Source organism: Streptomyces sp. TP-A0356 (assembly GCF_001417775.1).
GTDB lineage: Bacteria > Actinomycetota > Actinomycetes > Streptomycetales > Streptomycetaceae > Streptomyces.
In genome coordinates this window covers 94566-119540 of record NZ_BBZJ01000029.1, presented here as the reverse complement: position 1 = coordinate 119540, position 24975 = coordinate 94566, and the positions used below count along the sequence as shown (strand labels likewise).

Sequence of the window (24975 nt, the reverse complement as noted above, 5' to 3'; positions counted from 1 at the left end):
CGGTGTTCCGCCTTCCGATGTCGTCACGCATCGTCCCCCGAGCCGAACGGCACCGCGTACCGCACGATGTACGCGCCCAGCCCCGCCACCGTGAGCGCTTCCAGCACCGAGAGGAACAGCAGGCCCCCGCTCGTCCGCGCACCGGCCCAGTACACGACGAGCGCGGTCAGCGGTACGACGCAGAAGGCGAGCAGGTCGACCACGCACTGCACGACCTTCCGTGACACCCGGCGGGCGTCACCGCGGTGGAAGCTCTCCCATCCGAAGGCGGCGGCCCGCTCCTCGCCGTCGGGTGCGGCGAGTTCGGCCAGCCGAGGCCCCAACTCGCGCCTGACATAGGCCCCGATCGCCGAGATCTTCTCGTCGTTGACGAGGTAGGTCCACCCGAGCACGACACACACCGGCGGCAGCGCGAGCAGCATGGCGGCCTGTCCGGCCTGCGCCGCGGCGGCGATCACGGCGGCGACGGCCGCGAGCGTCACATACAGCAGGTTGTCCCGGAACCCGATCCGCGCCTTCTGCTCGTCCTTGACGCTCTGGTACTCGGCGAGCAGCAGCTGCCCGACCGTCACCTCGCTCCGCTCCGGCACCCCGTCCTCCTCCCCCGACGCCCAACGCACCGCATGCGCCGCGCACTTGGCAGTACCTTAAGTGTGTGCCGGACACACTTCCCACCGTTCTCGTTCTCACCGCGCTCCCCGTGGAGTACGACGCCGTACGCGCCCACGTCGAGGACGCCGAGGAACTCGTCCACGAAGACGGGACCCGCGTCGAGCGTGGCCGCCTCGCGGGCACGCCCTGGTCCGTGGCGATCGCCGAGCTGGGCGAGGGCGCCGTGAACGCCGCCGCCCTCACCATGCAGATCGTCTCCTGGCTCCGCCCGGAAGCACTGCTCTTCGTCGGGGTCGCGGGCGGGCTCAAGGACGACGTCGAGATCGGTGACGTCGTCGTCGGCACCAAGGTGTACGCCATCCACGGCGGCAAGGAGACGCCTTCCGGCTTCCACGCGAGGCCCGAGTCCTGGCAGGGATCCCACCGGCTGGTGCAGGCGGCGCGTTCCGCGCTGCGGGACCTGGAGGGGGTGCGGGGGCACCGCAAGCCGATCGCCTGTGGGGACGTCGTCCTGGCCGACGACAGGTCCGAGCTCGCCGACCGCATCAGGCGTACGTACAACGACGCGTACGCGATCGAGATGGAGGGCTCCGGCGCGTCCCACGCGGCCCATCTGAGCGGCCGGTTGGACGCCCTCGTGATCCGGGGCATCAGTGACCGCGCGAACGCCGACAAGCACAGGGCCGACGCCTCGGGCTCCCAGGAGCGCGCCGCCGCGCAGGCCGCCTCGGTGGCGGTGGCGGTCCTGCGCAAGCACCGTCCACGCGCCGGCTCCTCCAGCGCCAAGGAGGGCCCCCAACCCGGCTACGACGGCGACCACATCGACTTCCGGGGCAGCACCTTCCACGGTCCCGTCACCGGCAAGACGACCGGACCCCGGTAGCGGAAGCGGCCACGGGCCGGTCCCCCGCGCGACGGCCGTCCTGCCGCCCCGCCCCCTCGGCTTCACGGGCCGGACGGCCGAGCTGGACCGCCTGCACCACCACCTTGAGCCCACTGCGGACGACGCCTCCGCGCCCCCCGTCCTGATCTTCGCCGTCACCGGCATGGGCGGCATCGGCAAGACCGCGCTCGCCGTGGAGACGGCACACCGGGCGTGTGCGGAGGGCTGGTTCCCCGGCGGGACGCTGTTCGTGGACCTGCGAGGCTACGACGACAACCCGGTCACCGCGGACCAGGCGGTGCTGGCGCTGCTGGACGCGCTGGGCGTACGGGGCCCGGACCTGCCACCGACGGCGACGGGCCAGTACGACACCTACCGCGCCCTTCTCGCCGACCGGCGGGACCGGACCCTGCTGATCCTGGACAACGCCTCGGACCCCTCCCAGTTCCTCGATCTGCTGCCCGGCACCGGCCACCACCGCGTCCTGATCACCTCCCGTGACCGCCCGGACGCCCTCCCCGTACGCCTGATCGACCTGGAGACGCTCGCCCCGGACGACTCCGTCGCCCTCGTCACCCGCGCCCTCCACGACAGCGACGACCGCGACGACCGCCCGGCACGGGAACCGGAGGCCCTGCGCGAACTCGCCTGTCTCTGCGGCCACTTGCCTCTCGCGCTCCAGATCGCCGCCGCGATGCTGCGCAGGCGCCGCCACCGTGACATCGCCTCGCTGGTCGCGGAGATCAGGAAGGCGGGGGACGCAACCGCCGTACTCGACAACGGCAGCCGCGGCACGGACCTGTACGGCCGCTCGCTCGTCCTCCGGCCCGTTCTGGAGACGTCATACCGACGGCTTCCGCCCGACCAGGGCCGCCTGCTGCGACTGCTCTGCCTCGCTCCCGGTGGTGACACCGGCACCGAGGCGGTGGCCGCTCTGGCCGAGTGCGACACCGAGGAGGCGCTCACCCTGCTGGAAGACCTGGCCGCCACCCATCTGGTCACGCCGGTCCGCGGCGCCGACGGCCAGGACTCCGCCGTGCGGTGGCGGGTGCACGACCTGGTGCGCGCGTTCGGGACGGGCCTGGTGGTGGCGGACGCGGGTCTGCGGGAGGAGGGGGAGGCGGCACGCGGGCGGGTGCTGGAGTTCTACTGCCGGTGGGCGAAGGCTGCCGACGAGCGGCTGAGGTGGCTGCCGGGCAGTGCGGAACCGGAGCGGTTCACGGACCGGGCGCAGGCACTGACGTGGTTGGACGGGGAGCGGGCGGGGCTGGTGGCGGCGGCGCAGTGGGCACGGGACGATCGATACGCGGGCACCGCGGTGTGGCTGGCGGAATGCCTTGCGAGGTATTTGGAATGGCGGCGGTACTTCGACGACTTGATCACCGTGGCCCGTAACGCCCGGGATGCCGCCCACCGTATGGGGGACCGCGCGCGTGAGGCGATCGCGTGGGGCAACCTCGGCCACGCCTTGGCGGCGACGGGCCGAACGCAGGAGGCCATCGACGCGGACATCCGCGCCCGCGACCTGTGCCAGTACACCGGGGACCGTCAATGCGAGGCCGGTGCGTGGAACAACCTTGGCCTCGCCCTCCAGGAGGCAGGCCGGATCCAGGAGGCCATCGACGCCCTCGGCCACGCCCGTGACCTGTACCGGGCAGCCGAAGACCGCCCTGGCGAGGCCGTGGCGTCGACCCATCTCAGCCTCGCCCTGCAAGATGCCGGTCGAATCCACGAGGCAATCGACACCCTCACCGCCGCCCGCGACCTGTGTCAGACCGCCGGAGACCTGCATGCCGAGGCCGTGGCGTGGAACGGTCTCGGCAACGCTCTCCAGAAGACGGGCAAGACACAGGCGGCCATCGAGGCCTACAGCAACGCCGCCGATCTGTTCGGGGAGTTCGGCGACTGGTACAGGGCAGGCCAGGCCCTTCTCAACGTGATCCTCGTGCACGAGGCCACCCACCACCCGGACCCGGCCTGCACCTGCTGGGTCGAGGCCGCGGTCGCCTTTGCCCGTGCCGACGTCCTGATCTCACACCGGACCAGATGCCGGCGTCCGTGAGCGTCGACGAGGACGGGTCGGCGTAGGGCCTCGCCCTCCTCGTCCACAGACAGCGGCGGCCGAATCCGTATCTTCCTACAATCCGTGAGTGTGGCCGAACAGACCGTAGTCACCGCAGCCCCGCCCCCATACGTTGTGCGCGTGCAGCGACCGCAGGCCCAGCAGCCCACTCCGCCGACCCCGCCGTTCAACGCCCAGGCCGCCCGCCGACTGCGGACGGCCCTCGCCATGGGGCCCGAGCATGTCGCCTACGGCATGCGCGCCTCCTTCGGGCTCCCCCATGTCACCCCCGACCTCGTGATCGCCTGGGAACGCGGGATCGCCGCCCCGAGCACACCCGAAGTCACCGCGCTGGCAGGCGTGTTGTGGTGCTCCCCCGGTGAACTGATCGGCGCGCCCCGCACCCTGCGCGAACACCGCGTCGCGCGCGGGCTCGCGCCGGAGGACGTCGCGCGGGCCGTCGGGCTCGAACTCCTCGCCTATATACGGATGGAGGAGGCCGCCCAGTGGCGCGGCACCGACCGGCAGTCCGCCGCCCTCGCCGACGTGCTGGAGCTGTCCCTGCCCGACGTCATCACCGTGTCCGGGCGGGACGGCAGGCTCGGCGAGCTGCTGCGCAGTGCGGTCACCACCCGCTGGCAGGCCTACGTCCGCCCGGTCTGCAAACTGCTGCCCCTGGACCGGCGGCCCGTGGAGGACGTCCTCCAGGAGATGCACACCGACTACCAGGGGCAGATGGTCGCCACGCTCAGCTGGGGCACCGCCGTCGCGGCGGCCGACGCCGGCGAGGGCGGCCGTGACTACCTCGACCGCATCGTGGAGCACTTCTGGTCGACGGTCGAGAGGAACACCGGCTGACGACGGACCGTGCCTAGAAGACCGACTCCGCCTCGTCCATCCGGTCCTTCGGCACCGTCTTCAGCTCGGTCACCGCCTCCGCGAGCGGCACCATCACCACCTCGGTGCCGCGCAGCGCCGTCATCATGCCGAACTCCCCCCGGTGCGCCGCCTCGATCGCGTGCCAGCCGAAGCGGGTCGCGAGCACCCGGTCGTACGCGGTCGGCGTGCCGCCACGCTGGACGTGGCCGAGGATGACCGGCTTGGCCTCCTTGCCGAGCCGCCTCTCCAGTTCGTACGCCAGCGCCGTACCGATGCCCAGGAAGCGCTCGTGGCCGTACTGGTCGATCTCGCCCTTGGCGTAGTCCATGGTGCCCTCGGCGGGGTGCGCGCCCTCGGCGACGCAGACCACCGCGAACTTCTTGCCGCGGGCGAAGCGCTCCTCGACCATCTTGACCAGGTCGGCGGGGTCGAAGGGACGCTCGGGCAGGCAGATGCCGTGGGCGCCGGCCGCCATGCCCGACTCCAGCGCGATCCAGCCCGCGTGGCGGCCCATGACCTCCACGACCATCACCCGCTGGTGGGACTCGGCCGTCGTCTTCAGGCGGTCCATGGCCTCGGTCGCCACGGTGACCGCGGTGTCGAAGCCGAAGGTGCGGTCCGTGGACGAGATGTCGTTGTCGATCGTCTTGGGGACGCCGACCACCGGCAGACCCGCGTCCGAGAGCATCCGCGCGGCCGTCAGCGTGCCCTCGCCGCCGATCGGGATCAGTGCGTCGATGCCGAAGTCGCGGATCATGTCCGAGGCGTTCTCACAGGCCTCGCGCAGCCGGTCGCGCTCCAGCCGGGAGGAACCGAGGATCGTACCGCCACGGGCCAGGATGCCGCTGACGGCGTCGAGGTCGAGGGTGCGGTAGTGACCTTCCAGCAGGCCCCGGTAGCCGTCCTCGAAACCGATGACCTCGTCGCCGTACTGGGCCACCGCCCGGTGCACGACCGACCGGATCACTGCGTTCAGGCCCGGGCAGTCGCCGCCTGCGGTGAGTACTCCGATGCGCATCGTGCTGTGTCTCCTGCTCGCTGTCGATACCGGTGAGCCAATCCGATTGTTTCACGGCGCACAGGCGGGTGCCGATTCCCCACCCACCCCGGCCGCCTCCCTGGCCCACCTCCGGCCGGCCCCCTTGATCCCCAAGAGCTGACGGGCGCCATATCCGGCCCCGGAGGTATTGTCAAGGGGGTTCTGCCCCCCTCGCGGACGGTTGTCGCGAGTCACACCCGGGCCCCTGCCCGCCACCACCCCACCCGAGAGACGAAACGGGAGGCATGCGTGACGCGCAGCGTGTACGTGACCGGGATCGACCGCGGCGACGGCCGTCAGGTCGTCGAGCCGGGAGTCATGGAGCTCCTGACCCGGCAGGTCGACCGGGTGGGCGTCTTCCGCCCGCTCGTCCATGACGGCCCCGACCGCCTCTTCGAGCTGCTGCGCGCCCGGTACCGGCTCTCCCAGGACCCGGCGACCGTCTACGGCATGGACCACCACCAGGCGTCCGCGCTCCAGGCCGAGCGCGGGACGGACGAGCTGGTGTCGACCCTGGTCGACCGGTTCCATGCCGTGGCCCGTGACTGCGAGGTCGTCCTCGTAGTCAGCTGCGACTTCGCCGACACCCAGCTCCCGGACGAGCTCTCCCTCAACGCCCGGCTCGCCAACGAGTTCGGGGCGTCCGTGATTCCGGTGGTGGGCGGGCGCGACCCCGTGGCGCCGCTGCACAACCCGGCCAACCTCACCGGCATCCGCACGGCCAGGGCACTGCGCCCGGACCTGCCGCAGGTCGCCGTCTTCGACACGTCGTTCCACACGACCATGCCGGAGTACGCGGCGAGCCACGCGCTCGACCTGAAGATCGCGGACCGGCACCGGGTGCGGCGGTACGGGTTCCACGGGACCTCGCACGCCTATGTGTCCCGGGCGACCGCGAAGCTGCTGGGCAAGGCGCCGGAAGAGGTCAACGTCATCGTGCTGCACCTGGGCAACGGGGCATCCGCCTCGGCCGTCAGGGGCGGCCGGTGCGTGGACACCTCCATGGGGCTCACTCCGCTGGAGGGGCTCGTGATGGGAACGCGCTCCGGTGACGTGGATCCCGCGGTCATCTTCCATTTGATGCGTGTTGGCGGAATGTCCATGGATGAGATCGACACTCTCCTCAACAAGAGGAGCGGTCTGTTCGGTCTGTGCGGAGACAACGACATGCGGGAGATCCGCCGCCGGATCGACGAGGGCGACCGGGCGGCGCGGCTCGCCTTCGACATCTACATCCATCGACTGAAGAAGTACATCGGCGCCTATTACGCGGTACTCGGCCCGGGTGGACGCGATCGCCTTCACGGCCGGAGTGGGCGAGAACGCCGCCGAGGTGCGGGCGGCGGCCGTCGAGGGCCTGGAGGAGCCGGGCCTGGCGGTCGACGGCGCCCTGAACGCCGTACGGGGCGACGAGCCGCGGCTGATCTCGCCCGCGCACGCGCGGGTGGCGGTCGCCGTGGTGCCCACCGACGAGGAACTGGAGATCGCCAGGCAGACCTACGCACTGGTCGGAAAGAGCAACTGAAAGGAATTCGACCGGCTCTCGCCTGAGCGCGAACCTGCCCATTTGCATCTTCCGCCAGGCGGAATATTCCGTAGCGAAACAAACCGATAGGATCGCCCCATGCGCCGTTCGAAGATCGTCTGTACTCTCGGCCCCGCGGTCGACTCCCACGAAATGCTCGTCACGCTGATCGAAGCCGGCATGAACGTGGCCCGCTTCAACTTCAGCCACGGATCCCACGAGGAGCACCAGGGGCGGTACGACCGCGTCCGGTCCGCGTCCGCCGAGACCGGCAAGGCCATCGGTGTCCTCGCCGACCTGCAGGGCCCGAAGATCCGCCTGGGGACCTTCGCGGAGGGCCCGGTCGAGCTGGTGCGCGGTGACGAGTTCATCATCACCACCGAGGACGTGCTGGGCGACAAGCACATCTGCGGCACGACCTACAAGGGCCTGCCGGCAGACGTGCAGCGCGGCGACCAGATCCTCATCAACGACGGCAACGTCGAGCTGAAGGTCCTGGACGTCGAGGGCCCCCGGGTCAGGACGATCGTCATCGAGGGCGGTGTCATCTCCGACCACAAGGGCATCAACCTGCCCGGCGCGGCGGTGAACGTCCCGGCACTGTCCGAGAAGGACATCGACGACCTGCGGTTCGCGCTGCGCATGGGCTGCGACATGGTCGCGCTGTCCTTCGTGCGGGACGCCAACGACGTCAAGGACGTCCACCGCGTCATGGACGAGGAGGGCCGCCGGGTCCCGGTCATCGCCAAGGTGGAGAAGCCGCAGGCGGTGGCGAACATGCAGGACGTCGTGATGGCGTTCGACGGGGTGATGGTCGCCCGCGGCGACCTGGCCGTCGAGTACCCGCTCGAAAAGGTCCCGATGGTGCAGAAGCGGCTCATCGAACTGTGCCGCCGCAACGCCAAGCCGGTGATCGTGGCGACCCAGATGATGGAGTCGATGATCACCAACTCCCGTCCCACGCGCGCCGAGGCCTCCGACGTGGCCAACGCCATCCTGGACGGCACCGACGCGGTCATGCTGTCGGCCGAGTCCAGCGTGGGCGCGTACCCGATCGAGACGGTCAAGACGATGTCGAAGATCGTCATCGCGGCCGAGGAGGAGCTGCTCTCCAAGGGCCTGCAGCCGCTGGTCCCGGGCAAGAAGCCGCGGACGCAGGGCGGTTCGGTGGCGCGCGCGGCGGCCGAGATCGCGGACTTCCTCGGCGGCAAGGGCCTGGTGGCCTTCACCAAGTCCGGTGACACCGCCCGCCGGCTGTCCCGCTACCGCGCGGCCCAGCCGATCCTGGCGTTCACCACGGACGAGTCCACCCGCAACCAGCTGACGCTGAGCTGGGGCGTGGAGTCGCACGTCGTTCCGTTCGTGAACAGCACCGACGAGATGGTCGACCTGGTCGACCAGGAGCTGGTGAAGCTGAAGCGGTTCAACGACGGCGACATCGTGGTCATCACCGCCGGCTCCCCGCCCGGCGTCCCGGGCACCACGAACATGGTCCGCGTCCACCACCTGGGCGAGCGCACCTGACGGGCGCAACTGACGGACCCCGTACGACACATGAGGGCGCCCCTCGCCGGGGCGCCCTCGGTGTTGCGGCCGAGTGCGCGGGCAGCACCGTGCCCCGCCGGGTAGAACGCCCGGCGGGGCACGGTACTTGTGCGGCTCCCGAACTGGTCTTGAGAGGGCTCAGCTCCCGCCGGTGACGTACTGGTGCATCCCCGGGATGGTGAGCGTGCCGCCGAACTGGCCGGCCTGGGTGACCTTCACGTTCGTGAAGTAGATCAGCGGGATGTTCAGCGGCGGCGGGCTGTCCGGGGTGAACGTGACCGGGATGAGGCCGAAGAGGTTGCCGGAGATGCTCTCCGTGTACATCACCGTCTTGCCGTCGCGGATGGTGGACAAGGAGCCCTTGCCGCCCTGGACGTGGTAGGTCTCGCCCTTCTGGCCGTCGACGAGCTGATGCAGGTCGCCGATGTCGGTGCCGCCGGAGATCACGTACTTCAGGACCTTCTTGACAGTGCCGTTGGCCGTGCGCACCTTGACGATGCCCTGGTAGTCCGCGCTCTTCAGCAGCAGCGAGCTGGCCTGGAGGTGCCAGGGGGCGTCGGGCAGGGCCACGGTCTTCTCGACCCCGCCCTGGTCCTGGGTGGCCGCCGGGCAGTTCGCCGCGGAGGCGCTGGAGCTCGGGGACGGGGACGGGCTCGCGGTCGCCGAGGCCGCCGCCTTCACGGTGTCACCCGCCGCCTTGGTGGCCTCGGAGGCCGCCTTGGTCGCCGTGTCCGTGGTGTCCTTCACGGTCTTCTTGACCGTGTCGGTGACCTTCTTGGTGGTGTCGGTGACGGTGGAGGAGGTGCCCTTCGTCTCCTTGGCCGCGGACGCCGAGGCCGAGGGGGACGGCGTGGCGGAGGAGCTCGCCGAGGAACTGCCGCCGGGCGTGAGGACGTTCTTGAGCGCGTTGCCGATGTCCTCCAGCACATTGCCGCCGCCCGCGGAGGCCGCGGGGCCGGGCGTGGACGTACCGCTGCCCGGCGCCTTGCCCGAGGAGCTCGCGGAGGACGAGGAGGCGGACGGCGCGGGCGTGGCCTTGTCACCGGAACCTGAATCCGACGAAGAGGTCTTGCCCGACGACGTCTTGCCCGACGACGTGTCCGCGGAGGCCGACGGCGTCGGCTCCGCCGTGTCGGCGGACTTGGACGCGCTCGCCGAGGCGGAGGGCGACGGCGTGGCCGAGGCGTCCTTGGCACCCTTGGAGTTGTCCAGGACCTCCACGCACTTCTGGTACTCGTCGGGTGTGAGGGTCTTGGCCGACGCGTGGTCGTCCGCGCGGGCGAGCGTCGGCGTGAACCCCATGCCCATGAGGACCGCCGTCGGCATCGCCGCGAGGGCTATCGCCTTGCCCGCCGGCACGTGGATCCTGGTGAACAGCGGCTTCCTGGGGGCCGCGTGGCGCGGCCCGGTTCTCACACGGGACGCATCCGCGTCAGTCCCGTGGGTCACCTCGTCAGCCGGCACTGTGCCTCCCGTTCGCCCCGTTGGCCGGGCTCGTTCCTGACAGATCGTTCGGCTCGCTCCCCCCGTCGGCACCCTGCACGGCCACACCTTCCGTGAATCCACCGTTCGGCTCGGCGCCCGTCAGGGCCTGCGGCTCGGGCGGTACACCGGGGGCCCAGGAGATGGCCATGGCCCCGCCGACCAGCGCGAGCAGGAAGCCGACGACGAACCCGCCGAAGTTGGACACCGGGATGGACACCAGCGCCAGCAGGATCGATGCGACACCCGCGAAGATCCGGATGTGCTTCTGGAACCAGAGGCTGATGCCCAGCACTATGAGCAGCACGCCGATGATCAGGGAGCCGGCGCCCGCGGTGGTGGCCATCGCCAGCGTCAGGTGCCCGAACTGCAGGTGCGCGTACGGGAAGTACATGATCGGAAAGCCACCGAGCAAGACGAACAGGCCGGCCCAGAACGGCCTCGTGCCCCGCCAGGCGCGGAACTGCAGCCTCCGGCGGGTGAACTGGCCGGATGCGGCAGGAGTCTCGGCGCTCATGGAAAACAGCTCCCTGGTGCGGCGTTGCTGTGGTGAGGGTGGTGTTTCGGAGTGTGGGGGGTGTGAAGGGTGCTGCCGGAGAGCGGACGGGCGGGGGGTGCCTTCGGCTCCCCCCGCCCGTCATCGAGTGCCTAGTAGCACTCGTTGACACCCGTCGACAGCGACATGTGCAGACCGGGGAGCGTGAAGGTTCCGGCGGTGGTCGCCCACGCCGTCTGCTTCACATCGGTCAGGACGGCCTCGTCCGCCTGCTGGGCGAAGCCGTTCGGGTTCGACAGTTCCTTGCCGCCCTTGAGCTTCGGACCCTTGAGGTCCTTGCCGGCGACACCGATGTCCATGCCCCGGAACTCGGCGGAGCCGGCGTCGAGGTCGGCGACGTCGATGTACAGGTTCTCGGCGTGAACCTTCTTGGCCTCTTCGGTGCTGTCGCCCGCCGTCAGCTTCAGGCTGACGGAGCCGATCACCGGGATGTTCGGGGTGACCACCGACTGGCACAGCTTGGTGATCGTGGCCTTCGAGAAGGCCGACACCGCGACGGGGTGACCCGTTTCCCCTCCACCGGAGAGCGTGTAACCCGAGTCGATGGCGCCGTACTGCGAGAAGCCCTTGCCGTCGAGTGACGCGGCACGGACCTTGAACGACTGTCCCGACACACTGAACGACGCGGCGAGCGCACCCTGCGCGAGGGCCACGCCTATCGCTGCCGTCGCGGCGACGCTGGGCACCATGACCACAGCGAACCGCTTCCATCTGGTCCCGCCACGCACCTGGGACTCCATATTTCCTCCTTCTCGGACGTACATCTCCTGGCCCGAGCTCGCTACCGGTCGGCGGCTCAGCCGGGCAGGGATGGGAGAAGTGCTACGTCCTCGGGAAGGAGAGCGCCCGCGCTCGGAGGCGCGAATCGCGCCCGAATCACCGGCGATCACCCCCGAGCGACAACCACTGGTCGCGCCTGACACGCATCACGCACAACCTGCCGGACAGGCTCCGCCGCGGCGGAGACCCCCCTGTCCAGGACCCGGCGCCACTGCCGCCGGCTCCTGCTCGGTGGGGACCCATGGGAAACCCGTTGACCCGGCTGGCTGTCGGGGTACGGCGATGGACCGAGCGTCGCCGATCGTGGTGCATTCTCGCCGCCCCCGCAAGGGGGTTCGTTACTCGCTAGTAACGGCCAGATAACCGAACAGCGACCCATCGGCGTCGACCGGCAACTCTTCGTGGTGCAGAAGGAGATGATGAAACGGTTGAAGTGCGGACAGAACCCGACAGACCAACGGCCCTGATTTACTCCCAGTAACAGCGGCCGCGATTACCAAGATTTGGCAAAACGCGGCCGCGGTGTCTCTCTGTCGGTAAATCTTTCACCCGGGCATCACATGCCCGGGTGTTTAGCGACTGGTCAGAACAGGGCCCGCGCGAGCGCCCGGCGCGCCGCGGTCACGCGGGGATCGTCGGCACCGACCACCTCGAAGAGTTCCAGCAGCCGCAGCCGTGCCGCGTCCCGGTCGTCCCCGGCCGTACGCCGCACGGTCTCGACCAGCCGCCCGAACGCGTCCTCCACGTGTCCGCCCACCAGATCCAGGTCCGCCGCGGCGATCTGCGCCGGTACGTCACCCGGCTTCTCGGCGGCTTCCTTGCGCACCTGCTGCGGGTCGAGGTCCCGCACCCGCTGCAGCAACTCGGCCTGGGCGAGGCCGAGCTTGGCCTCCGTGTTGCCCGGGTCGTCGCTCAGCACGTTCTTGTACGCCTGGATCGCACCGCCCAAGTCGCCCGCGTCCAGCGCCTGGACGGCCGCCTCCAGTACCGCGTCATGGGGACCCGCCGGGGCCTGGGGGGCCACCTGGTCGGCGCCCGGCTCCGCGTCGGGGTCGACGGTCAGGCCGGTCAGCCCGAAGCGCTGCTCGGCGACCTGGACGAGCTGGTCGAGGGTCGCGCGGATCTGCTGCTCGGGGGCCGCACCCTGGAAGAGGGGCAGCGCCTGCCCGGCGACGACCGCGAAGACCGCCGGGATCCCCTGGATGCCGAACTGCTGCATCAGCATCTGGTTGGCGTCGACATCGATCTTGGCGAGCACGAACCGGCCGCTGTACTCATGGGCCAGCCGCTCCAGGACGGGGCTCAGCTGCTTGCAGGGCTGGCACCACTCGGCCCAGAAGTCGATGACGACCGGCACCTCGGTGGACCGCTGCAGGACGTCGCGCTCGAACCCCGCCTCGTCGACGTCGATGACGAGGTCGGCCGGGGAGACCGCCCCTCCCCCGCCCTGCCGGGCCGCTTCGGCGCGCGCCTGCTCCGCCTTCGCCTTGGCCTCCTGGGCCGCCTTCACCGCGGCGAGGTCGACGACTCCGCTCATGGACATGTTCCGTGGCTGCATGAGTACATCCTCCCCCTTCCGTAGGCCGCTGTGAAAAAGCGCTGTGAAAGCCGTGCCGTGCACGGTGCCGTACATGCCGGGTCCCCACCCGGCGAAACAGTGGTCGTCGCTCGGCGCGCGTCACCCCGGAGTCCGCACACGCTTTCGCTACGAGTCGTAGCGTAACTGCCTCCAGGGGTCGCCATGGCCAGTCCGCCGGTGATCTCCCTCACCACTTCACACGAAGCCCAGATATCGCCACGAACGAGGCCGGATATGGTCACTGACATGCAGAGCAGTCCCTCCGCCGCCCGTCCCGGCCGCCCGCGCAGCACCGCCGCGGACGCCGCGATCCTGGAGGCCACGCGGGAGGCGCTGGTCGAGCTCGGCTGGTCGAAACTCACGCTGGGAGACGTGGCGACCCGGGCGGGGGTTGCGAAGACGACCCTCTACCGCCGCTGGGCGGGCAAGAACGAACTCGTCGTGGACGCCGTGGCGGCCCTCTTCGACGAACTGGAGCTGCCCGACCGGGGCAGCCTGGCCGCGGACATCGAGGGCGTGGTGCTCCAGTTCGCGGCGATCCTGGACCGCCCGGAGGCGAAGAGCGGGCTGATGGCGGTCGTGGCGGAGTCCACCCGGGACGACGCGCTGCGCGAACGCATCCGCGCGTCCATCGTCGACCGCCAGAAGCGCCTGGTGCTGGAGGGCCGTGCCCGCGCGACGGCCCGCGGCGAGCTGCCCCCCGAGACGGAACCCGAGGAGGCGGCCCGCACCGCCGACCTGATCTTCGACGTGGTGGCGGGGGCGGTGGTGCATCGCACCCTGGTGAGCGCCCGCCCGGCGGACCAGGAGTGGGTGCGCAGCTTCACCAGGGTGCTGTTGCTGGGGCTGGCGGGGGCGTCGCAGAACTTCTAGGGCGCCCGCTGCGGCTCCCGCCGCCCCGGTGGCGAATCAGCCGTTGGAGAGGCGCTCGAGCTGAGCGTCCACCACGGCGTCGGAAATCGTTCCGTCCTTGGGGTGCAGCATGTTCACCCCGTAGAAGCCCGCGACGACGGTTCCGGCGCGCACCACCCGGTAGTTCATCGTGATCTGCTGCTTGCCCACATCACCGGTCACTCGGAAGGCCACCTCCCCGGGCCGGGCCGGCCCGATGCGCTCCACCGAGTGATAGGTCAGCCCGGCGGTGGTGAAGGAGCCCTTGCACATGTCGACGGCGGTGCCGAGGGTGTCGACAACCCGGCCGGCCTGTTCGCTGCCGTACGCGGACAGCCATACGTTCCCCACGGTCGCGTTCTTCGCATCGACCGGCCTGACCGTCCGGTACACCTCGCCCGCGGGTTTCACGGGCAGATGACCGCCGATCAACGCACCGATGGGCGCACACTCCTTCCGGTTCACGCTGTACCCGCCGTCGAGCGGGATGTCCCGATCGGCGAGCTTGCTCACCTTGTATCCGGCGACGGTCCCTTCTATGACGACCTGGTCGAGCCGCTTCTTGCCGAGCGTCTTGGCGGGGCCGGCGTCGGCACCCGTGCTGCCCTGCTGGTGACCCGAGACGGAGGACGCGACGTCGTCCTTCTTCGCGCCCTTTGCATGACCGGTTCCCGAGTCGCCGCTGCATGCCGCGGTGGTCAGCAGGACGGCACCGGTGAGAAAGGCCGTGATCCTTGCGGTTGTTCTCATGCTTCCCTCGAACGGAGTGACCGGTGGGGAGCAGGAATGCGTGGCATGCCTGCTCCCCGGCCTACGGGTACAGCGCGGCTGGAGAGACCGCACGCCTGAAGATCAGTCGCGGCCCCAGACGTGGACGCTGCCGTCGCGCTGTTCCACGATGTGCCCGTGCAGCACGCGGTCTCTGTCCCGCGCCCATTCCAAGTAGGCGCGTTCAGCCGGAGTGCTCGCCGTGATCCCGACGCCGCTCCTGTCGGCCAGCATGATCATCACGGGGAGCAGTCCGTCCATCAGGGACATGAGCTCCGGGTGGCTGGCGGAGCCCCGCTTCCTCAGAGCCGCCTCGACGAACGCCCCGTACTGGCTGGTGTCGATCTTCACCCAGTCGCCGGAGATGTCGTCGAGTCCGCTCGGCACCTTGAGGACCAGGGAACTGAGGGCGTTGGCGCCCCCCATGAACAGCTGGCCGACGGCCAGGGCGGGTTCCCAGACGTCCTCGTCGGTGTCACTCACGGTGAAGATGTAACTCATTGTGGCCACCAGAATCGAATGTCGAGATCGGGGTTCGCCTGGCGCAGCTCCCGGATGCGCTCCTCCACGAGGGACTTCAGGCCGGGATTGATGGTGTTGATGGCAGGGTCCTCGAACCGGATGCCGATCGGTGCACCCTCATAGCCCTTGAGGAAGGGCCGGGCACGACGGTAGGAGTCGACTTTCTTGCCCACGTGCTTCCGTACCCAATTCCTCAGCTGCTCGTCCGTGAGCTTACGGGCTGTGACCGTCTTGTTCTCCCACAGAACACCGTCCTTGATCACGTCGATGTCACCGATGGTGTCACTGAGATCGTTCGGGTTGTCGATCTGCTTCTCGGTGTCGCCTTCCTTCAGGTGGTACTTGCCGTCGGACCCGAGCTCCGGCCGGTTCTTGTCAGGGAACGTGATGTTCTTGCAGCTCTCCGCGCCGGGATGCTCGCAAGGGGTGCTGGACTTGCCGATCGAGCCCTTGTCGGGTTCCTTCTTCGCGGCCTCGATGACCTTCCGGAGCTGGTCCAGCGTGCGCTTGCCCCACTCGGCCTCCTCGAAGAACTTGCCGATCTTCGAGGCGATGACGGCGATCGCCTTCGTCACCGCGGGGAGCTTGCCGATGAGGACCGCGAAGCTGGCCGCGTTCACGGCCGTCCACAGACAGCTCTCGACATCGCCCTTACCGAAGCAGCGCTTGGCGTCGTTGACGCCGATGACCTCGATGAGGACGTCGGCGCCGTTCTTCTTGATCCAGTCGATGACGGACGCAGCGACGGCGGCGCTCGCCTGGTCCCATTGGTCCACGCACGTCTGGCCGCAGGCCTTGAGCAGCAGGGCACGGTCGTCGGCGGTCAGCTTGGCGTCGGTGCCCGTGACACCCGTGTCACCGGACTCCATGGCCTTGCGACGCTCGGCTTCGACACGCTTGCGCTCCTCCTCCTCCGCGCGTGCCGCCGCCTTCTGCGCGTCGCTCGCCGCCTGGTTCGCGTTGTCGGCGGCGTCCTGCGCACCGGCGGCATCGCTGGCCGCGCGACGAGCCGAGAAGTCGGCCGCGTCCGCCTGGTCCGTCGCCTCCTTGGCGGCCTGACGGGCACCGGCGGCGCTCTTCTCCGCCTGGGTGGCCTCGTTGTCCGCCGCGGCGGCCTCCGCCTCGGCGCTGTTCGCCGACAGGGTCGCGTTCACGGCACTGCCGCCGGCCCTGACCGCGTAGCCGTCGGCCTCGTCGGCCAGCTTCGTCGCCTCGACGGCCGCCGTTCGCGCCTCCTGGGCCGAGGCCTGGGCGTTCCGGTAGGCGGTCGCGGCACGGGAAGCGTCCTTCGCCGCCTGCGCCGACGCAGTGGCAGCGGCCTTGTCGTCCTTGCTCGCCTTGTCCGCGAGGGCCTGCGCTTCCTTGGCCATGCGCTGGGCCTCGGCGGACTTGGCCTCGGCCGCCTTGGCCTCCTGCTCTGCGTAGGTCAGGGACTGCTGGCCCGCAAGGACCGCGAACGCGGCGGCGGAGTCGGTCTCCTGGTACGCCGTCCCCATGGAGATCGCCGTGTTCGCCGGCGCCCGTGCCTTGTCGGCCGAGTCGCGGGCGGCGAGCGCCGCCTGGGTCGTCGCGTAGGCCTCGCCGACGGTCTCGGCCGCGGACTTGGCCGTCTTGAGGGCCTCGTCGTGCGCGGCGACGGCGTTGTCGTGTGCGATTTTCGCCTGTTCCTTGGCCTTCGCGGCCTCCTCGCCGGCCTTCTTCGCGTTGGCGGCGGCTTCCTTGGAGGCGTCGATCGCCTCGGCGGCAGCGGCGTGCGCGGTCTGCGCCGCGCTGAACGCTCCCCAGTAGGAGTTCCAGGCGTCGTCCGCGGCCTTGCGGGACCTGATCGCGCTCGACTTGGCCTTGGTCGCTGCGGTGCGGGCGTTCACAGCCGCCGTCGTGGCGTCGTCGGCGGCCTGACGGGCACCGGCGGCGTCGTGGGCTGCCTGGTCGGCAGCAGTGCGGGCGTCGGTGGCGGCCTTCTTGGCGTCCGCGGCGGCATCGGTGCCCTCGGCGGCCGCGGCCGCCGACTCCAGCGCGGCTGCGCGGGCCTCGTAGGCCTTCTTCTGCTGCTCGGCCTGGTACGCCTGGTCGCGGGCGAACTCGGCGTCCGCCTCGGCCCGTTCGGCGGCGATGCGCTTGGCGGACGCCGTGTCGGCGGCGCTGTCGGCATCGCCGCGGGCGCTGGTCGCCGAGCCCTTCAGGTCCTCGGCCTTCTTCTCTGCGGTCTCGGCCTTGGAACGCTCGGATGCGGCCGTGGCACGGTAGGCGGCGGCGTTGGCCCGCTCGAGTTCGGCCGTGGTGGCCTTGGCCGCCGCGTTCTCGGCCTCCTTGCGGGCGATCTCCTTCTGCTCCGCGGCGGTCTTCTGCGCGTTCTTCGCCGTGGTCGCGTTCGCCGCGGCCTTGTTGGCGTAGGACTCGGCCGAGTCCGCGGCGGCCTTCGCCTGGCGTGCGGCCTCCTCGGCGGCCGCACGGCGGAATTCGGTGTTCACCGCGTGCGCCTTGGTCTGCGCCAGCTTGAGCAGGGTGGCCGTGTCCTTGGCGGTGGCCTTGGCCGCGTTGGAGGCCGTCTGGGCGGCCTGGGAGGTCGCCTCGGCCGCGGCGGCGGACGCCTTGGCCACCTGGACGGACTGCTGCGCGTACGACAGACCGCGGCCCCGCGGCTCATGCCGGGCGTCGGCGATCTTGTAGGCCTCGGTCTGGGCGCCGTCCGCACTCGTGGACGCGGTCTTCGCGGCGGCTGCCAGCTTGATCGCCCTGTCGGCGGCCGCGGCGGCGTTGGTGCGGGCCTTGGCCAGGTCCTTCGCGGCCTTGTCGAAGACGCTCTTGGCCGGGCGCAGGATGTCGTCGGCCGGCTTGTCGGCCCAGTACTTCTGCCACAGCAGGATCTGCTCGGCGAGCCACGCCTGCCCGACAGAGTCGATCATGGCGTCGGTGGCGTCAACCGCCGCCCTGGAAGCGTCCGACTCGGCCTTGATGATCGTCGCCCGCGGGGCGGCCTGGGAGGCGTACTCCTGCTCCCACTCCGCGCCCGCGGTCAGGACGACCTGGTTCATGACCCGGCGGGCATCGACCGGGTTGAGGCTGTCGCAGGCGCCGAAGGCACCCTTGAGGGCCTCCGCCTCCACACGGAACTCGGCGGTACCCGGCTCGGGGGCCGTGTCGGGATAGCCGCCGTGCCGCAGGTAGTAGGCGAGGTCGCTGGCCGTGGTTCTGCGGTACGCGGAGCTGCCGGCGTCCTTGAGCATCTCCTGGGCCGCCAGGTCGTTCCAGGAGTCCTTGCCCTTGTTCGCGTTGTAGAGCGCCGTGGCCTTGTCGATGACGGCCTGGCCGGGGACGGCGTGGCCGTCCTGCCCGAACTTGTTGAGGAGCTCGCTCCGGGCACCGAGTGTGAAATCGGTGATGGACTTGTCGAACTCCGGCGCGTGCAGGGTGATCTGATCGCTGAAGGCCGTCTGGGCGTAGACCTTGTTGGCGGCTTCGAGGGCATCCTTGCGCTCCCTCGAGTTCTTCAGATAGCCGGACGCGGAATCCCGGTCGGTGACCATCGCAGCGCCCATCTGGGCGTAGTAGTTGGCCGGGTTCCCGATGATCGCCTGAAGCTGTTCGTCCGTGCCGGTCAGGCCCTCGATCGCCTTGGCCTTCATGGCTGGGCCACCGATGTGCAGGGCGACACCCGCGGTGCAGCGGTCGAGCCGGGGCCCTTCGCCGATGCTGTTGCTGTAGAGACCGGTGTCCTGCTCGTCCGCGGCCCGTGGGGCGGCGGACGCGGGAGCGGCCGATATCAGACCGGCGACCACAGAGGTCGACACCGTGAGGATGGTCGCTGCCGTGAACCGTTGCCGCAGCCGTTGTCTTTGGCGCGGTCTTCTTCCCAACCGCGTTAGTGTGCGCACTACTTCCCCCTCGGAAGTGGCAAAGGGAGGCGGCACTTCCGGGGAAGCAGACACACGTCGGCCAGGACCGGTGCAATGCGGATGCGTGGCACTCCCCCGGGTGTGCCGAGATGACCGGCGTCCCGACGGTGCGAACTGGTCAGGTCCGGCCGGGCGCCGGGGACCACCATAGGCACGGGCTTGACCCGCGGATCAAGAACCTTTTCCCAGGCCGGTAACCGACGGTCACAACGGCAGGGGGACGGCGCAGCGGGAGGAAGGCGGCCGCACCTGTGCAGTTCCTGTGCGACGTCGCCATTACCGCTCGATCACGGAGCTTTCACGCCGCGCACGCACCGTCACCACGAGATGCACATCACACACATGGAAACGCGCTGTCCACCGGCCCTCGGGCCGCCGCACAGCGCGTTGGTGAACTCCCGTCAGAAGCCGGCCGGCTCCGTGTACACCCCCCACTCGTCCCGCAGCACGCCGCAGATCTCGCCGAGCGTCGCCTCCGCGCGTACCGCGTCCAGCATCGGCCCGATCATGTTGCCGCCGTCGTGCGCGGCGACCATCATCGCGTCCAGCGCCGAGCGCACCGCCGCGTCGTCCCGCCCGGCCTTGCGCTCGCGCAGCACCCGCACCTGCTCTCGTTCCACCTCGTGGCTGACCCGCAGGATCTCCAGGTCCCCGGTGACCGAACCGGTGTGGACGTTCACGCCCACCACCTTCTTGTCGCCCTTCTCCAGTGCCTGCTGGTAGCGGAACGCGGACTCCGCGATCTCGCCCGTGAACCAGCCGTCCTCGATGCCCCGCAGGATCCCGGAGGTCATGGGCCCGATGGGGTGCTGTCCGTCGGGGTGCGCCCGCAGTCCCCGCTCCCTGATCTGCTCGAAGATCCGCTCCGCGTCCGCCTCGATCCGGTCCGTCAGCTGCTCGACGTACCACGAACCGCCCAGCGGATCGGCGACATTGGCGACCCCGGTCTCCTCCATGAGCACCTGCTGCGTGCGCAGCGCGATCTCCGCCGCCTGCTCGCTCGGCAGCGCCAGCGTCTCGTCCAGCGCGTTGGTGTGCAGCGAGTTGGTCCCGCCGAGTACCGCCGCCAGCGCCTCCACCGCCGTACGCACCACGTTGTTGTACGGCTGCTGCGCCGTCAGCGAGACACCGGCCGTCTGCGTGTGGAAGCGCAGCCACTGCGCCTTCTCGCTCTTCGCCCCGTACACGTCACGCATCCACCGCGCCCAGATGCGGCGCGCCGCCCGGAACTTGGCGATCTCCTCGAAGAAGTCGACGTGCGCGTCGAAGAAGAAGGACAGGCCGGGGCCGAAGACATCGACGTCCAGACCGCGGCTGAGCCCCAGCTCCACGTAGCCGAAGCCGTCCGCGAGCGTGTAGGCCAGCTCCTGAGCGGCCGTCGCGCCCGCCTCCCGGATGTGGTAGCCGGAGACGGAGAGCGGCTTGTAGTCGGGGATGCCGGCCGCGCAGTGCTCCATCAGGTCGCCGATCAGACGGAGGTGCGGCTCGGGCTGGAAGAGCCACTCCTTCTGGGCGATGTACTCCTTGAAGATGTCGGTCTGCAGCGTGCCGTTGAGCACGGCCGGGTCGACGCCCTGCCGCTCGGCGGCGACCAGGTACATGCAGAACACGGGGACTGCCGGGCCGCTGATCGTCATCGAGGTGGTGACGTCACCCAGCGGAATGTCCTTGAACAGGACCTCCATGTCCGCCGCCGAGTCGATCGCCACCCCGCAGTGCCCCACCTCGCCCAGCGAGCGCGGGTCGTCGGAGTCGCGGCCCATGAGGGTCGGCATGTCGAAGGCGACGCTCAGGCCGCCGCCGCCGGCGTCCAGGATCATCTTGTAGCGCTCGTTCGTCTGCTCGGCGTTGCCGAACCCGGCGAACTGGCGGATGGTCCATGCCCGCCCCCGGTAGCCGGTCGGGTACAGGCCGCGTGTGAAGGGGTACTCCCCCGGCCAGCCGATCCGCTCGAAGCCCTCGTACGAGTCTCCGGGCCGCGGTCCGTACACCGGCTCCACGGGGTCGCCGGAGAGCGTGGTGAAGTCGGCCTCACGCTTGCGTGAGGCGTCATAGCGGGCCTGCCAGCGTCGGCGGCCCTCCTCGATGGCGTCAGAGTCCATACCCTCGAATTTACTAGGACGTCCAAGTAAATGTCGATGGGCAACCGCCGTACGTGAGCCGTACGGCGGTGTCCGCTACGCCTTCGCGACGACGGGAACGTCCTCCGCGAGCTTCGCCTCCAGCTCGTGGGTGACCTTGCGCTCCACGAAGAAGGCCGCCGTCGGGACCGTCCCCGCAAGGAGCACCCACAGCAGCTTGCCGACCGGCCACTTCGCCTTGGAGCCGAGGTCGAAGGCGAAGACCAGGTAGACGACGTAGAGCCAGCCGTGGGCGAAGCCGACGACGCGGGTGAAGTCCGTGGCCCCGTTCACGTCCAGCACGTACTTGGCGATCACGCCGAGGGTCAGCAGGACCAGCAGCACGCCGGTGACGTAGGCCATGACGCGGTAGCGGGTCAGCACGCTCTTCTTCATGGCTATGAGCGTAACCGGCGGTTCGGGGCGATCTTCGGCTACCCCCGGCCGCTCCGAACGGCCCGGCGCCGCTCGGGCTACTCGGACTCGAAGTCCCCGGCGGCGATGCGCAGCGGGCGCAGCACGGCGAAGAGCTCGGCGCACTCCTCCGCGTCGTACACGCCGAGCCCGAAGTCCATCGCCATCAGGTCCCGGGTGGCCGCGTCGCACACCTCGCGGCCCTTGTCGGTGATGGAGGCGAGGGTGCCGCGGCCGTCGTTCGGGTTGGGCCGCTTGGCGACGAGGCCGGAGCGCACCAGGCGGTCGACGGTGTTGGTGACGGACGTGGGGTGCACCATGAGCCGCTCGCCGATCTTGGACATGGGCAGTTCACCCGACTTGGAGAAGGTGAGCAGCACCAGTGCCTCGTAGCGCGCGAAGGTCAGCCCGTACGGTTTCACGACCGCGTCGACCTCGGCCAGCAGGATCTGCTGCGCCCGCATGATCGAGGTGATGGCCGCCATCGACGGCACGTTTCCCCACCGCTGCTTCCAGTGCTCGTCGGCGCGGGCGATGGGATCGAAGGACAGACTGAGGGGCTTCGGCACGCCATCGACCTTACCGGCCGGTCACATGCTGGTCAGCCCCGTCTCGCTTTTCGGTCTCCCGGCCCCTGTCGGCGCACACTGGAAGCGGAAGGCCATGCGTCATGAGACGAACGTGGAGGTGGGCCATGAGCACCCTCGAAGAACACGTCGACGTCGGAGTTCCGATCGACACGGCCTGGAACAGCCTTCATCGCGTGGAGAACTATCCCCTCTTCGTGGAAGGAGTGCGCGACGCCCGTGCGGAGACGGGAGGCCGAGCACATCTGGACGTCGAGGCGGGCGGACGGACCCGGGAGTTCGAGGCCGAGGTCTCCGACCGCGGCGGGGAACACGTACTGGAGTGGCACACCACGGCCGGCACCGAGCTGGCAGGTTCCGTCTCGTTGCAGCCGATCGACCAGAACCACACCCGGGTGCAGGTGCGGATCGAGTACGACCCCGCCGCGCTCAGGGAGACGTTCGGCGGGCCGAAGGGATTCGCGCAGGCGAGCGCGATCGAACGGCTCGTCCGCAGCGATCTGGGGCACTTCAAGGAGTACGTGGAACGGCAACGGTGAGACGGTGAGCAGGAAGGGCCGCCGCGGCGCGCAGTGCGGCCGCCGGGACCGGCGCGGCCGAAGGACGCACACCCTGGCATCCACCGAGACCGGGGGCCTCCGGACGCGGATCCCGGGGGCCCGAAACCTCGGGAGCCCGGAGGCCGGAAGCCCGGAGGCCCGGAAGCCCGGAAGCCCGGAAGCCCGGAGGCCCGGAGGCCCGGAAGCCCGGGGCCCGGGAGCCCGGGAGCCCGGGAGCCCGGGGCCCGGAAGCCCGGAAGCCCGGGGCCCGGGAGCCCGGGAGCCCGGGGCCCGGGAGCCCGGGAGCCCGGGGCCCGGAAGCCCGGAAGCCCGGGGCCCGGGAGCCCGGGAGCCCGGGGCCCGGGAGCCCGGGAGCCCGGGAGCTCGGGCTCCCGGAAGGGGCGCCTCCGGCGCGGGGGCCCGGTGATCTGGGGACCTGAGGGCAGCCTCCGGCGCCGGACCCGGGGGGCTGGAAGGGCACCGGCGCCGGACCCGGGGGCTGGAAGGGCGCCGGCGCAGGCCCCGAGGGGCCCGAACGACAGCCTCCGGCGCCGGACCTGGGGGCTGGAAGGGCGCCGGCGCGGACCCCGAGGGGCCCGAACGGCAGCCTCCGGCGCGGGCCCCGAGTGCCTGAGCCTTCGGCGCCGGGCCCGGGGGCTAGGTGTATTGCCCTGTTCCGTGCACAGAACACCTAGGGCGACGCGCGGCGCAAGGTGTGGCGGATCGCTCGCTGGGCCACTGGGCCCAGGTCCCCCAGGGCCGACACCAGGGACGCCAGCTGGTCCAGGGCCGCGAGCGCCGCGTCCGCGCCGGCCGCGTCCACCCCCTCGTACAGCTCGATGCCCACGAAGGACGCCGACACCGCACGGGCAAGCCCCCCGGCATCGGCGAACTCCCCCAGCGGCGTCGACGCCAGCACCCGCACCAGCACCCTCTCGATCTCCGCGATCCACAGATCGAGCCCCGCGGCCGTGGCCGGAGCGAGACGAGGATGGGTCTGGGCCCCGGCCAGCAGCTGGCCGAGGACCGCCACGTGCCCCGCCGCCTTCTCCTCCTCGTGCATCTGCCGTGCGAACGCCAGGAGTTCACCGAGCGAGCCGATCCGATCCAGCCGCTCCCGGTACCGCACCACCCGCTGCTGCGTCCCGTACCTGCACGCCGCCGCCAGCAGCTCGTCCACCGAGCCGAAGTGGTAGAAGACCAAGGCCTGGTTGACGCCGGCGGTCGCCGCGATCGTCCGGGCCGACGCCTTGGCGATCCCCTGCTCGGTGAGCGTCCGCAGCGCCCCCTCGAGCAGCTTCACCTTGGTCGCCTCGCTCACGCCCGCGCCTCCTGCCTGCCCGGCCGCAGACGGAAGTGTCCCGTCGACTCGTCGGACGACTCCCTCGCCTCCGCCTGTGGGCCGACGACCTCCGGGACCCGGACGTCCACCGGCCCCGCGCGGAAGCGGTCTTCACCGGACAAGCGGCGCCGCGGCCGCGAGTGCCGCCGCTCGAGGTCCGCGCCCATCACCGGACGGGAGATCGAGGCCGTCACGGTCCCTCCAGGGTGGCGAGGAGACGGGGCGCGCACGCGCGTGTGGGCGGGGTGCGCAGACAGCGGCGGGCTGCCGGGGTGCGCGCCGACGGCGCTGCGAAGAGGGCCACGGACATGGCGACCGCGAGCAGTAGCGGGCAGAGGTAGGCCAGCGCCGGGGCCAGCGGGCCGAACAGAGGGATGACGGAGTCCATGCCGAGACCCGTGCAGCCGACGGCGAGGACGAGCCCGCGCACCGCCAGCTCCGTCAGCCAGTTCAGCCGCGCCCGCTCGGGTGTGACGCCTCGCTCCAGCCACAGCCGCAGCCGGTCGAAGGACCAGGCGGTCGCCCAGCCCATCAGTGGGCGGAACAGGACACGGTCCGCGAGGGCGCCCGCACGGCCCCAGCGCGGCCGGTAGTCGTACCCGGTGAGGAAGCGGACGCCGTCGCCGTCGGGGACGTACCTCCAGTAGCCGCTCCCCTCGGCGATCAGCGACAGCGGGTGCGCGGAGGAGAACCGCAGGGCGGAGGTGCGCGTCCCGTCCGGCCGCGTCCTCTCCCCGGCCGACACAGCGGTCCCGGAGACCGTCACGAACGGCAGGACACGCGTCGCGTACCGGAAGCGCTGCGGCTCGTCCTCCGCGCGCGGCAGATGGTCCATCTCGGTGAAGCGCAGGTCCCAGCGTCGGTGCAGTGCCGGGTCCTGGGTCCGCACCCACAGTTCGTCGATGTCGCCCCGTATGTGCACCTCTATGTAGAGCTCCATTGCGAATCCCCCAG

21 protein-coding genes and 2 pseudogenes are annotated in these 24975 nt (G+C 70.5%); 8 read left to right on the top strand and 15 right to left on the bottom strand.

The genetic code is table 11. The features are described 5' to 3' along the window. Window positions 1–23 precede the first annotated feature (23 nt). A complete protein-coding gene (locus ASC56_RS30815) occupies window positions 24–590 on the bottom strand; it encodes a hypothetical protein (protein ID WP_055494879.1) in 567 nt (188 codons plus the stop codon). Window positions 591–655: 65 nt separating this feature from the next. Between ASC56_RS30815 and ASC56_RS30810 the strand changes: the two genes are divergently transcribed. The 3 genes from ASC56_RS30810 to ASC56_RS30800 all read left to right on the top strand — a co-directional run bounded on the left by ASC56_RS30810 (window position 656) and on the right by ASC56_RS30800 (window position 4415). Continuing rightward, complete coding sequence (locus tag ASC56_RS30810) at window positions 656–1495, top strand: 5'-methylthioadenosine/S-adenosylhomocysteine nucleosidase (RefSeq protein WP_055494878.1); 840 nt, start codon at window positions 656–658, stop codon at window positions 1493–1495. 142 nt (window positions 1496–1637) lie between these two features. After that, complete coding sequence (locus ASC56_RS30805; protein WP_267887643.1) at window positions 1638–3557, top strand: tetratricopeptide repeat protein; 1920 nt, start codon at window positions 1638–1640, stop codon at window positions 3555–3557. A gap of 135 nt (window positions 3558–3692) precedes the next feature. Continuing rightward, window positions 3693–4415, top strand: coding sequence for a helix-turn-helix transcriptional regulator (locus tag ASC56_RS30800; RefSeq protein WP_107309386.1), 723 nt, complete (start codon window positions 3693–3695; stop codon window positions 4413–4415). Window positions 4416–4428: 13 nt separating this feature from the next. Here the strand turns inward: ASC56_RS30800 and ASC56_RS30795 are convergent, their stop codons facing one another. Then, a complete protein-coding gene (locus ASC56_RS30795; protein ID WP_055494876.1) occupies window positions 4429–5454 on the bottom strand; it encodes an ATP-dependent 6-phosphofructokinase in 1026 nt (341 codons plus the stop codon). Window positions 5455–5724: 270 nt separating this feature from the next. Here ASC56_RS30795 and ASC56_RS42230 point away from each other — a divergent pair. The 3 genes and pseudogenes from ASC56_RS42230 to pyk form a co-directional block, all read left to right on the top strand. Further along, window positions 5725–6132 (top strand): annotated as a pseudogene (locus ASC56_RS42230) (AAA family ATPase); the annotation flags it as partial. 15 nt (window positions 6133–6147) lie between these two features. After that, a pseudogene (locus ASC56_RS30790) lies at window positions 6148–7000 on the top strand (acetate/propionate family kinase); the annotation flags it as partial. Between the two features lie 99 nt (window positions 7001–7099). Further along, complete coding sequence (pyk, locus tag ASC56_RS30785) at window positions 7100–8524, top strand: pyruvate kinase (RefSeq protein WP_055494875.1); 1425 nt, start codon at window positions 7100–7102, stop codon at window positions 8522–8524. Between the two features lie 159 nt (window positions 8525–8683). On the opposite strand, the gene ASC56_RS30780 is transcribed toward pyk, so the two are convergent. The 4 genes from ASC56_RS30780 to ASC56_RS30765 form a co-directional block, all read right to left on the bottom strand. Continuing rightward, a complete protein-coding gene (locus tag ASC56_RS30780) occupies window positions 8684–10009 on the bottom strand; it encodes a hypothetical protein (RefSeq protein WP_055494874.1) in 1326 nt (441 codons plus the stop codon). After that, entirely contained in the window at window positions 9999–10544 is a 546-nt protein-coding gene (locus ASC56_RS30775; protein WP_055494873.1) for a DUF6114 domain-containing protein, read from the bottom strand. Before ASC56_RS30775 ends, ASC56_RS30780 begins: the two co-directional genes overlap by 11 nt. 131 nt (window positions 10545–10675) lie before the next feature. Next, on the bottom strand, window positions 10676–11323 hold the full coding sequence (locus ASC56_RS30770; protein WP_055494872.1) for a DUF6230 family protein: 648 nt from the start codon (window positions 11321–11323) through the stop codon (window positions 10676–10678). A 623-nt stretch (window positions 11324–11946) separates the two neighbouring features. Next, window positions 11947–12921, bottom strand: a complete 975-nt coding sequence (locus tag ASC56_RS30765; protein WP_055494871.1) for a tetratricopeptide repeat protein — start codon at window positions 12919–12921, stop codon at window positions 11947–11949. 267 nt (window positions 12922–13188) lie between these two features. Here ASC56_RS30765 and ASC56_RS30760 point away from each other — a divergent pair, with 267 nt between their 5' ends. Beyond that, window positions 13189–13815: a TetR/AcrR family transcriptional regulator gene (locus ASC56_RS30760; RefSeq protein ID WP_055494894.1), complete on the top strand. Its 627-nt coding sequence runs from the start codon at window positions 13189–13191 to the stop codon at window positions 13813–13815. Between the two features lie 36 nt (window positions 13816–13851). Here the strand turns inward: ASC56_RS30760 and ASC56_RS30755 are convergent, their stop codons facing one another. From ASC56_RS30755 to ASC56_RS30730, 6 genes are all read right to left on the bottom strand, one after another. After that, window positions 13852–14583, bottom strand: a complete 732-nt coding sequence (locus ASC56_RS30755) for a hypothetical protein (RefSeq protein ID WP_055494870.1) — start codon at window positions 14581–14583, stop codon at window positions 13852–13854. A 102-nt stretch (window positions 14584–14685) separates the two neighbouring features. Further along, window positions 14686–15084 (bottom strand): DUF6086 family protein, encoded by a 399-nt coding sequence (locus ASC56_RS30750; protein ID WP_159039731.1) that lies wholly within the window; start codon window positions 15082–15084, stop codon window positions 14686–14688. A 14-nt stretch (window positions 15085–15098) separates the two neighbouring features. Further along, entirely contained in the window at window positions 15099–18914 is a 3816-nt protein-coding gene (locus tag ASC56_RS40765; RefSeq protein WP_159039730.1) for a hypothetical protein, read from the bottom strand. 506 nt (window positions 18915–19420) lie between these two features. After that, complete coding sequence (locus ASC56_RS30740; RefSeq protein ID WP_055494867.1) at window positions 19421–21121, bottom strand: methylmalonyl-CoA mutase; 1701 nt, start codon at window positions 21119–21121, stop codon at window positions 19421–19423. Between the two features lie 75 nt (window positions 21122–21196). After that, window positions 21197–21535, bottom strand: coding sequence for a DUF3817 domain-containing protein (locus ASC56_RS30735; RefSeq protein WP_055494866.1), 339 nt, complete (start codon window positions 21533–21535; stop codon window positions 21197–21199). Window positions 21536–21612: 77 nt separating this feature from the next. After that, the gene (locus ASC56_RS30730) at window positions 21613–22122 is read right to left on the bottom strand and encodes a MarR family winged helix-turn-helix transcriptional regulator (RefSeq protein WP_055494865.1); all 510 of its coding nucleotides are present in this window, start codon (window positions 22120–22122) and stop codon (window positions 21613–21615) included. Window positions 22123–22247: 125 nt separating this feature from the next. On the opposite strand from ASC56_RS30730, the gene ASC56_RS30725 reads away from it, so the two are divergent. Continuing rightward, on the top strand, window positions 22248–22679 hold the full coding sequence (locus ASC56_RS30725; RefSeq protein ID WP_055494864.1) for an SRPBCC family protein: 432 nt from the start codon (window positions 22248–22250) through the stop codon (window positions 22677–22679). Between the two features lie 691 nt (window positions 22680–23370). On the opposite strand, the gene ASC56_RS30720 is transcribed toward ASC56_RS30725, so the two are convergent. Genes ASC56_RS30720 through ASC56_RS30710 form a run of 3 tightly spaced genes read right to left on the bottom strand, consistent with a single transcriptional unit; the run spans window position 23371 to window position 24961 of the window. After that, window positions 23371–24000 (bottom strand): TetR/AcrR family transcriptional regulator, encoded by a 630-nt coding sequence (locus ASC56_RS30720; RefSeq protein ID WP_055494863.1) that lies wholly within the window; start codon window positions 23998–24000, stop codon window positions 23371–23373. Continuing rightward, on the bottom strand, window positions 23997–24215 hold the full coding sequence (locus ASC56_RS43240) for a DUF4166 domain-containing protein (RefSeq protein ID WP_055494862.1): 219 nt from the start codon (window positions 24213–24215) through the stop codon (window positions 23997–23999). The genes ASC56_RS30720 and ASC56_RS43240 overlap by 4 nt, the downstream gene beginning before the upstream one ends. Next, on the bottom strand, window positions 24212–24961 hold the full coding sequence (locus tag ASC56_RS30710) for a hypothetical protein (RefSeq protein ID WP_055494861.1): 750 nt from the start codon (window positions 24959–24961) through the stop codon (window positions 24212–24214). Before ASC56_RS30710 ends, ASC56_RS43240 begins: the two co-directional genes overlap by 4 nt. Window positions 24962–24975 lie beyond the last annotated feature (14 nt).

Bases quoted from the DNA above. Each gene is read 5' to 3' on its own strand.
- ASC56_RS30760 (WP_055494894.1), top strand. From the start codon at position 13,189: ATGCAGAGCAGTCCCTCCGCCGCCCGTCCCGGCCGCCCGCGCAGCACC.
- ASC56_RS30765 (WP_055494871.1), bottom strand. From the start codon at position 12,921: ATGCAGCCACGGAACATGTCCATGAGCGGAGTCGTCGACCTCGCCGCG.
- ASC56_RS30740 (WP_055494867.1), bottom strand. From the start codon at position 21,121: ATGGACTCTGACGCCATCGAGGAGGGCCGCCGACGCTGGCAGGCCCGC.
- ASC56_RS30725 (WP_055494864.1), top strand. From the start codon at position 22,248: ATGAGCACCCTCGAAGAACACGTCGACGTCGGAGTTCCGATCGACACG.
- ASC56_RS30775 (WP_055494873.1), bottom strand. From the start codon at position 10,544: ATGAGCGCCGAGACTCCTGCCGCATCCGGCCAGTTCACCCGCCGGAGG.
- ASC56_RS30795 (WP_055494876.1), bottom strand. From the start codon at position 5,454: ATGCGCATCGGAGTACTCACCGCAGGCGGCGACTGCCCGGGCCTGAAC.
- pyk (WP_055494875.1), top strand. From the start codon at position 7,100: ATGCGCCGTTCGAAGATCGTCTGTACTCTCGGCCCCGCGGTCGACTCC.
- ASC56_RS30770 (WP_055494872.1), bottom strand. From the start codon at position 11,323: ATGGAGTCCCAGGTGCGTGGCGGGACCAGATGGAAGCGGTTCGCTGTG.
- ASC56_RS30755 (WP_055494870.1), bottom strand. From the start codon at position 14,583: ATGAGAACAACCGCAAGGATCACGGCCTTTCTCACCGGTGCCGTCCTG.
- ASC56_RS30735 (WP_055494866.1), bottom strand. From the start codon at position 21,535: ATGAAGAAGAGCGTGCTGACCCGCTACCGCGTCATGGCCTACGTCACC.
- ASC56_RS30710 (WP_055494861.1), bottom strand. From the start codon at position 24,961: ATGGAGCTCTACATAGAGGTGCACATACGGGGCGACATCGACGAACTG.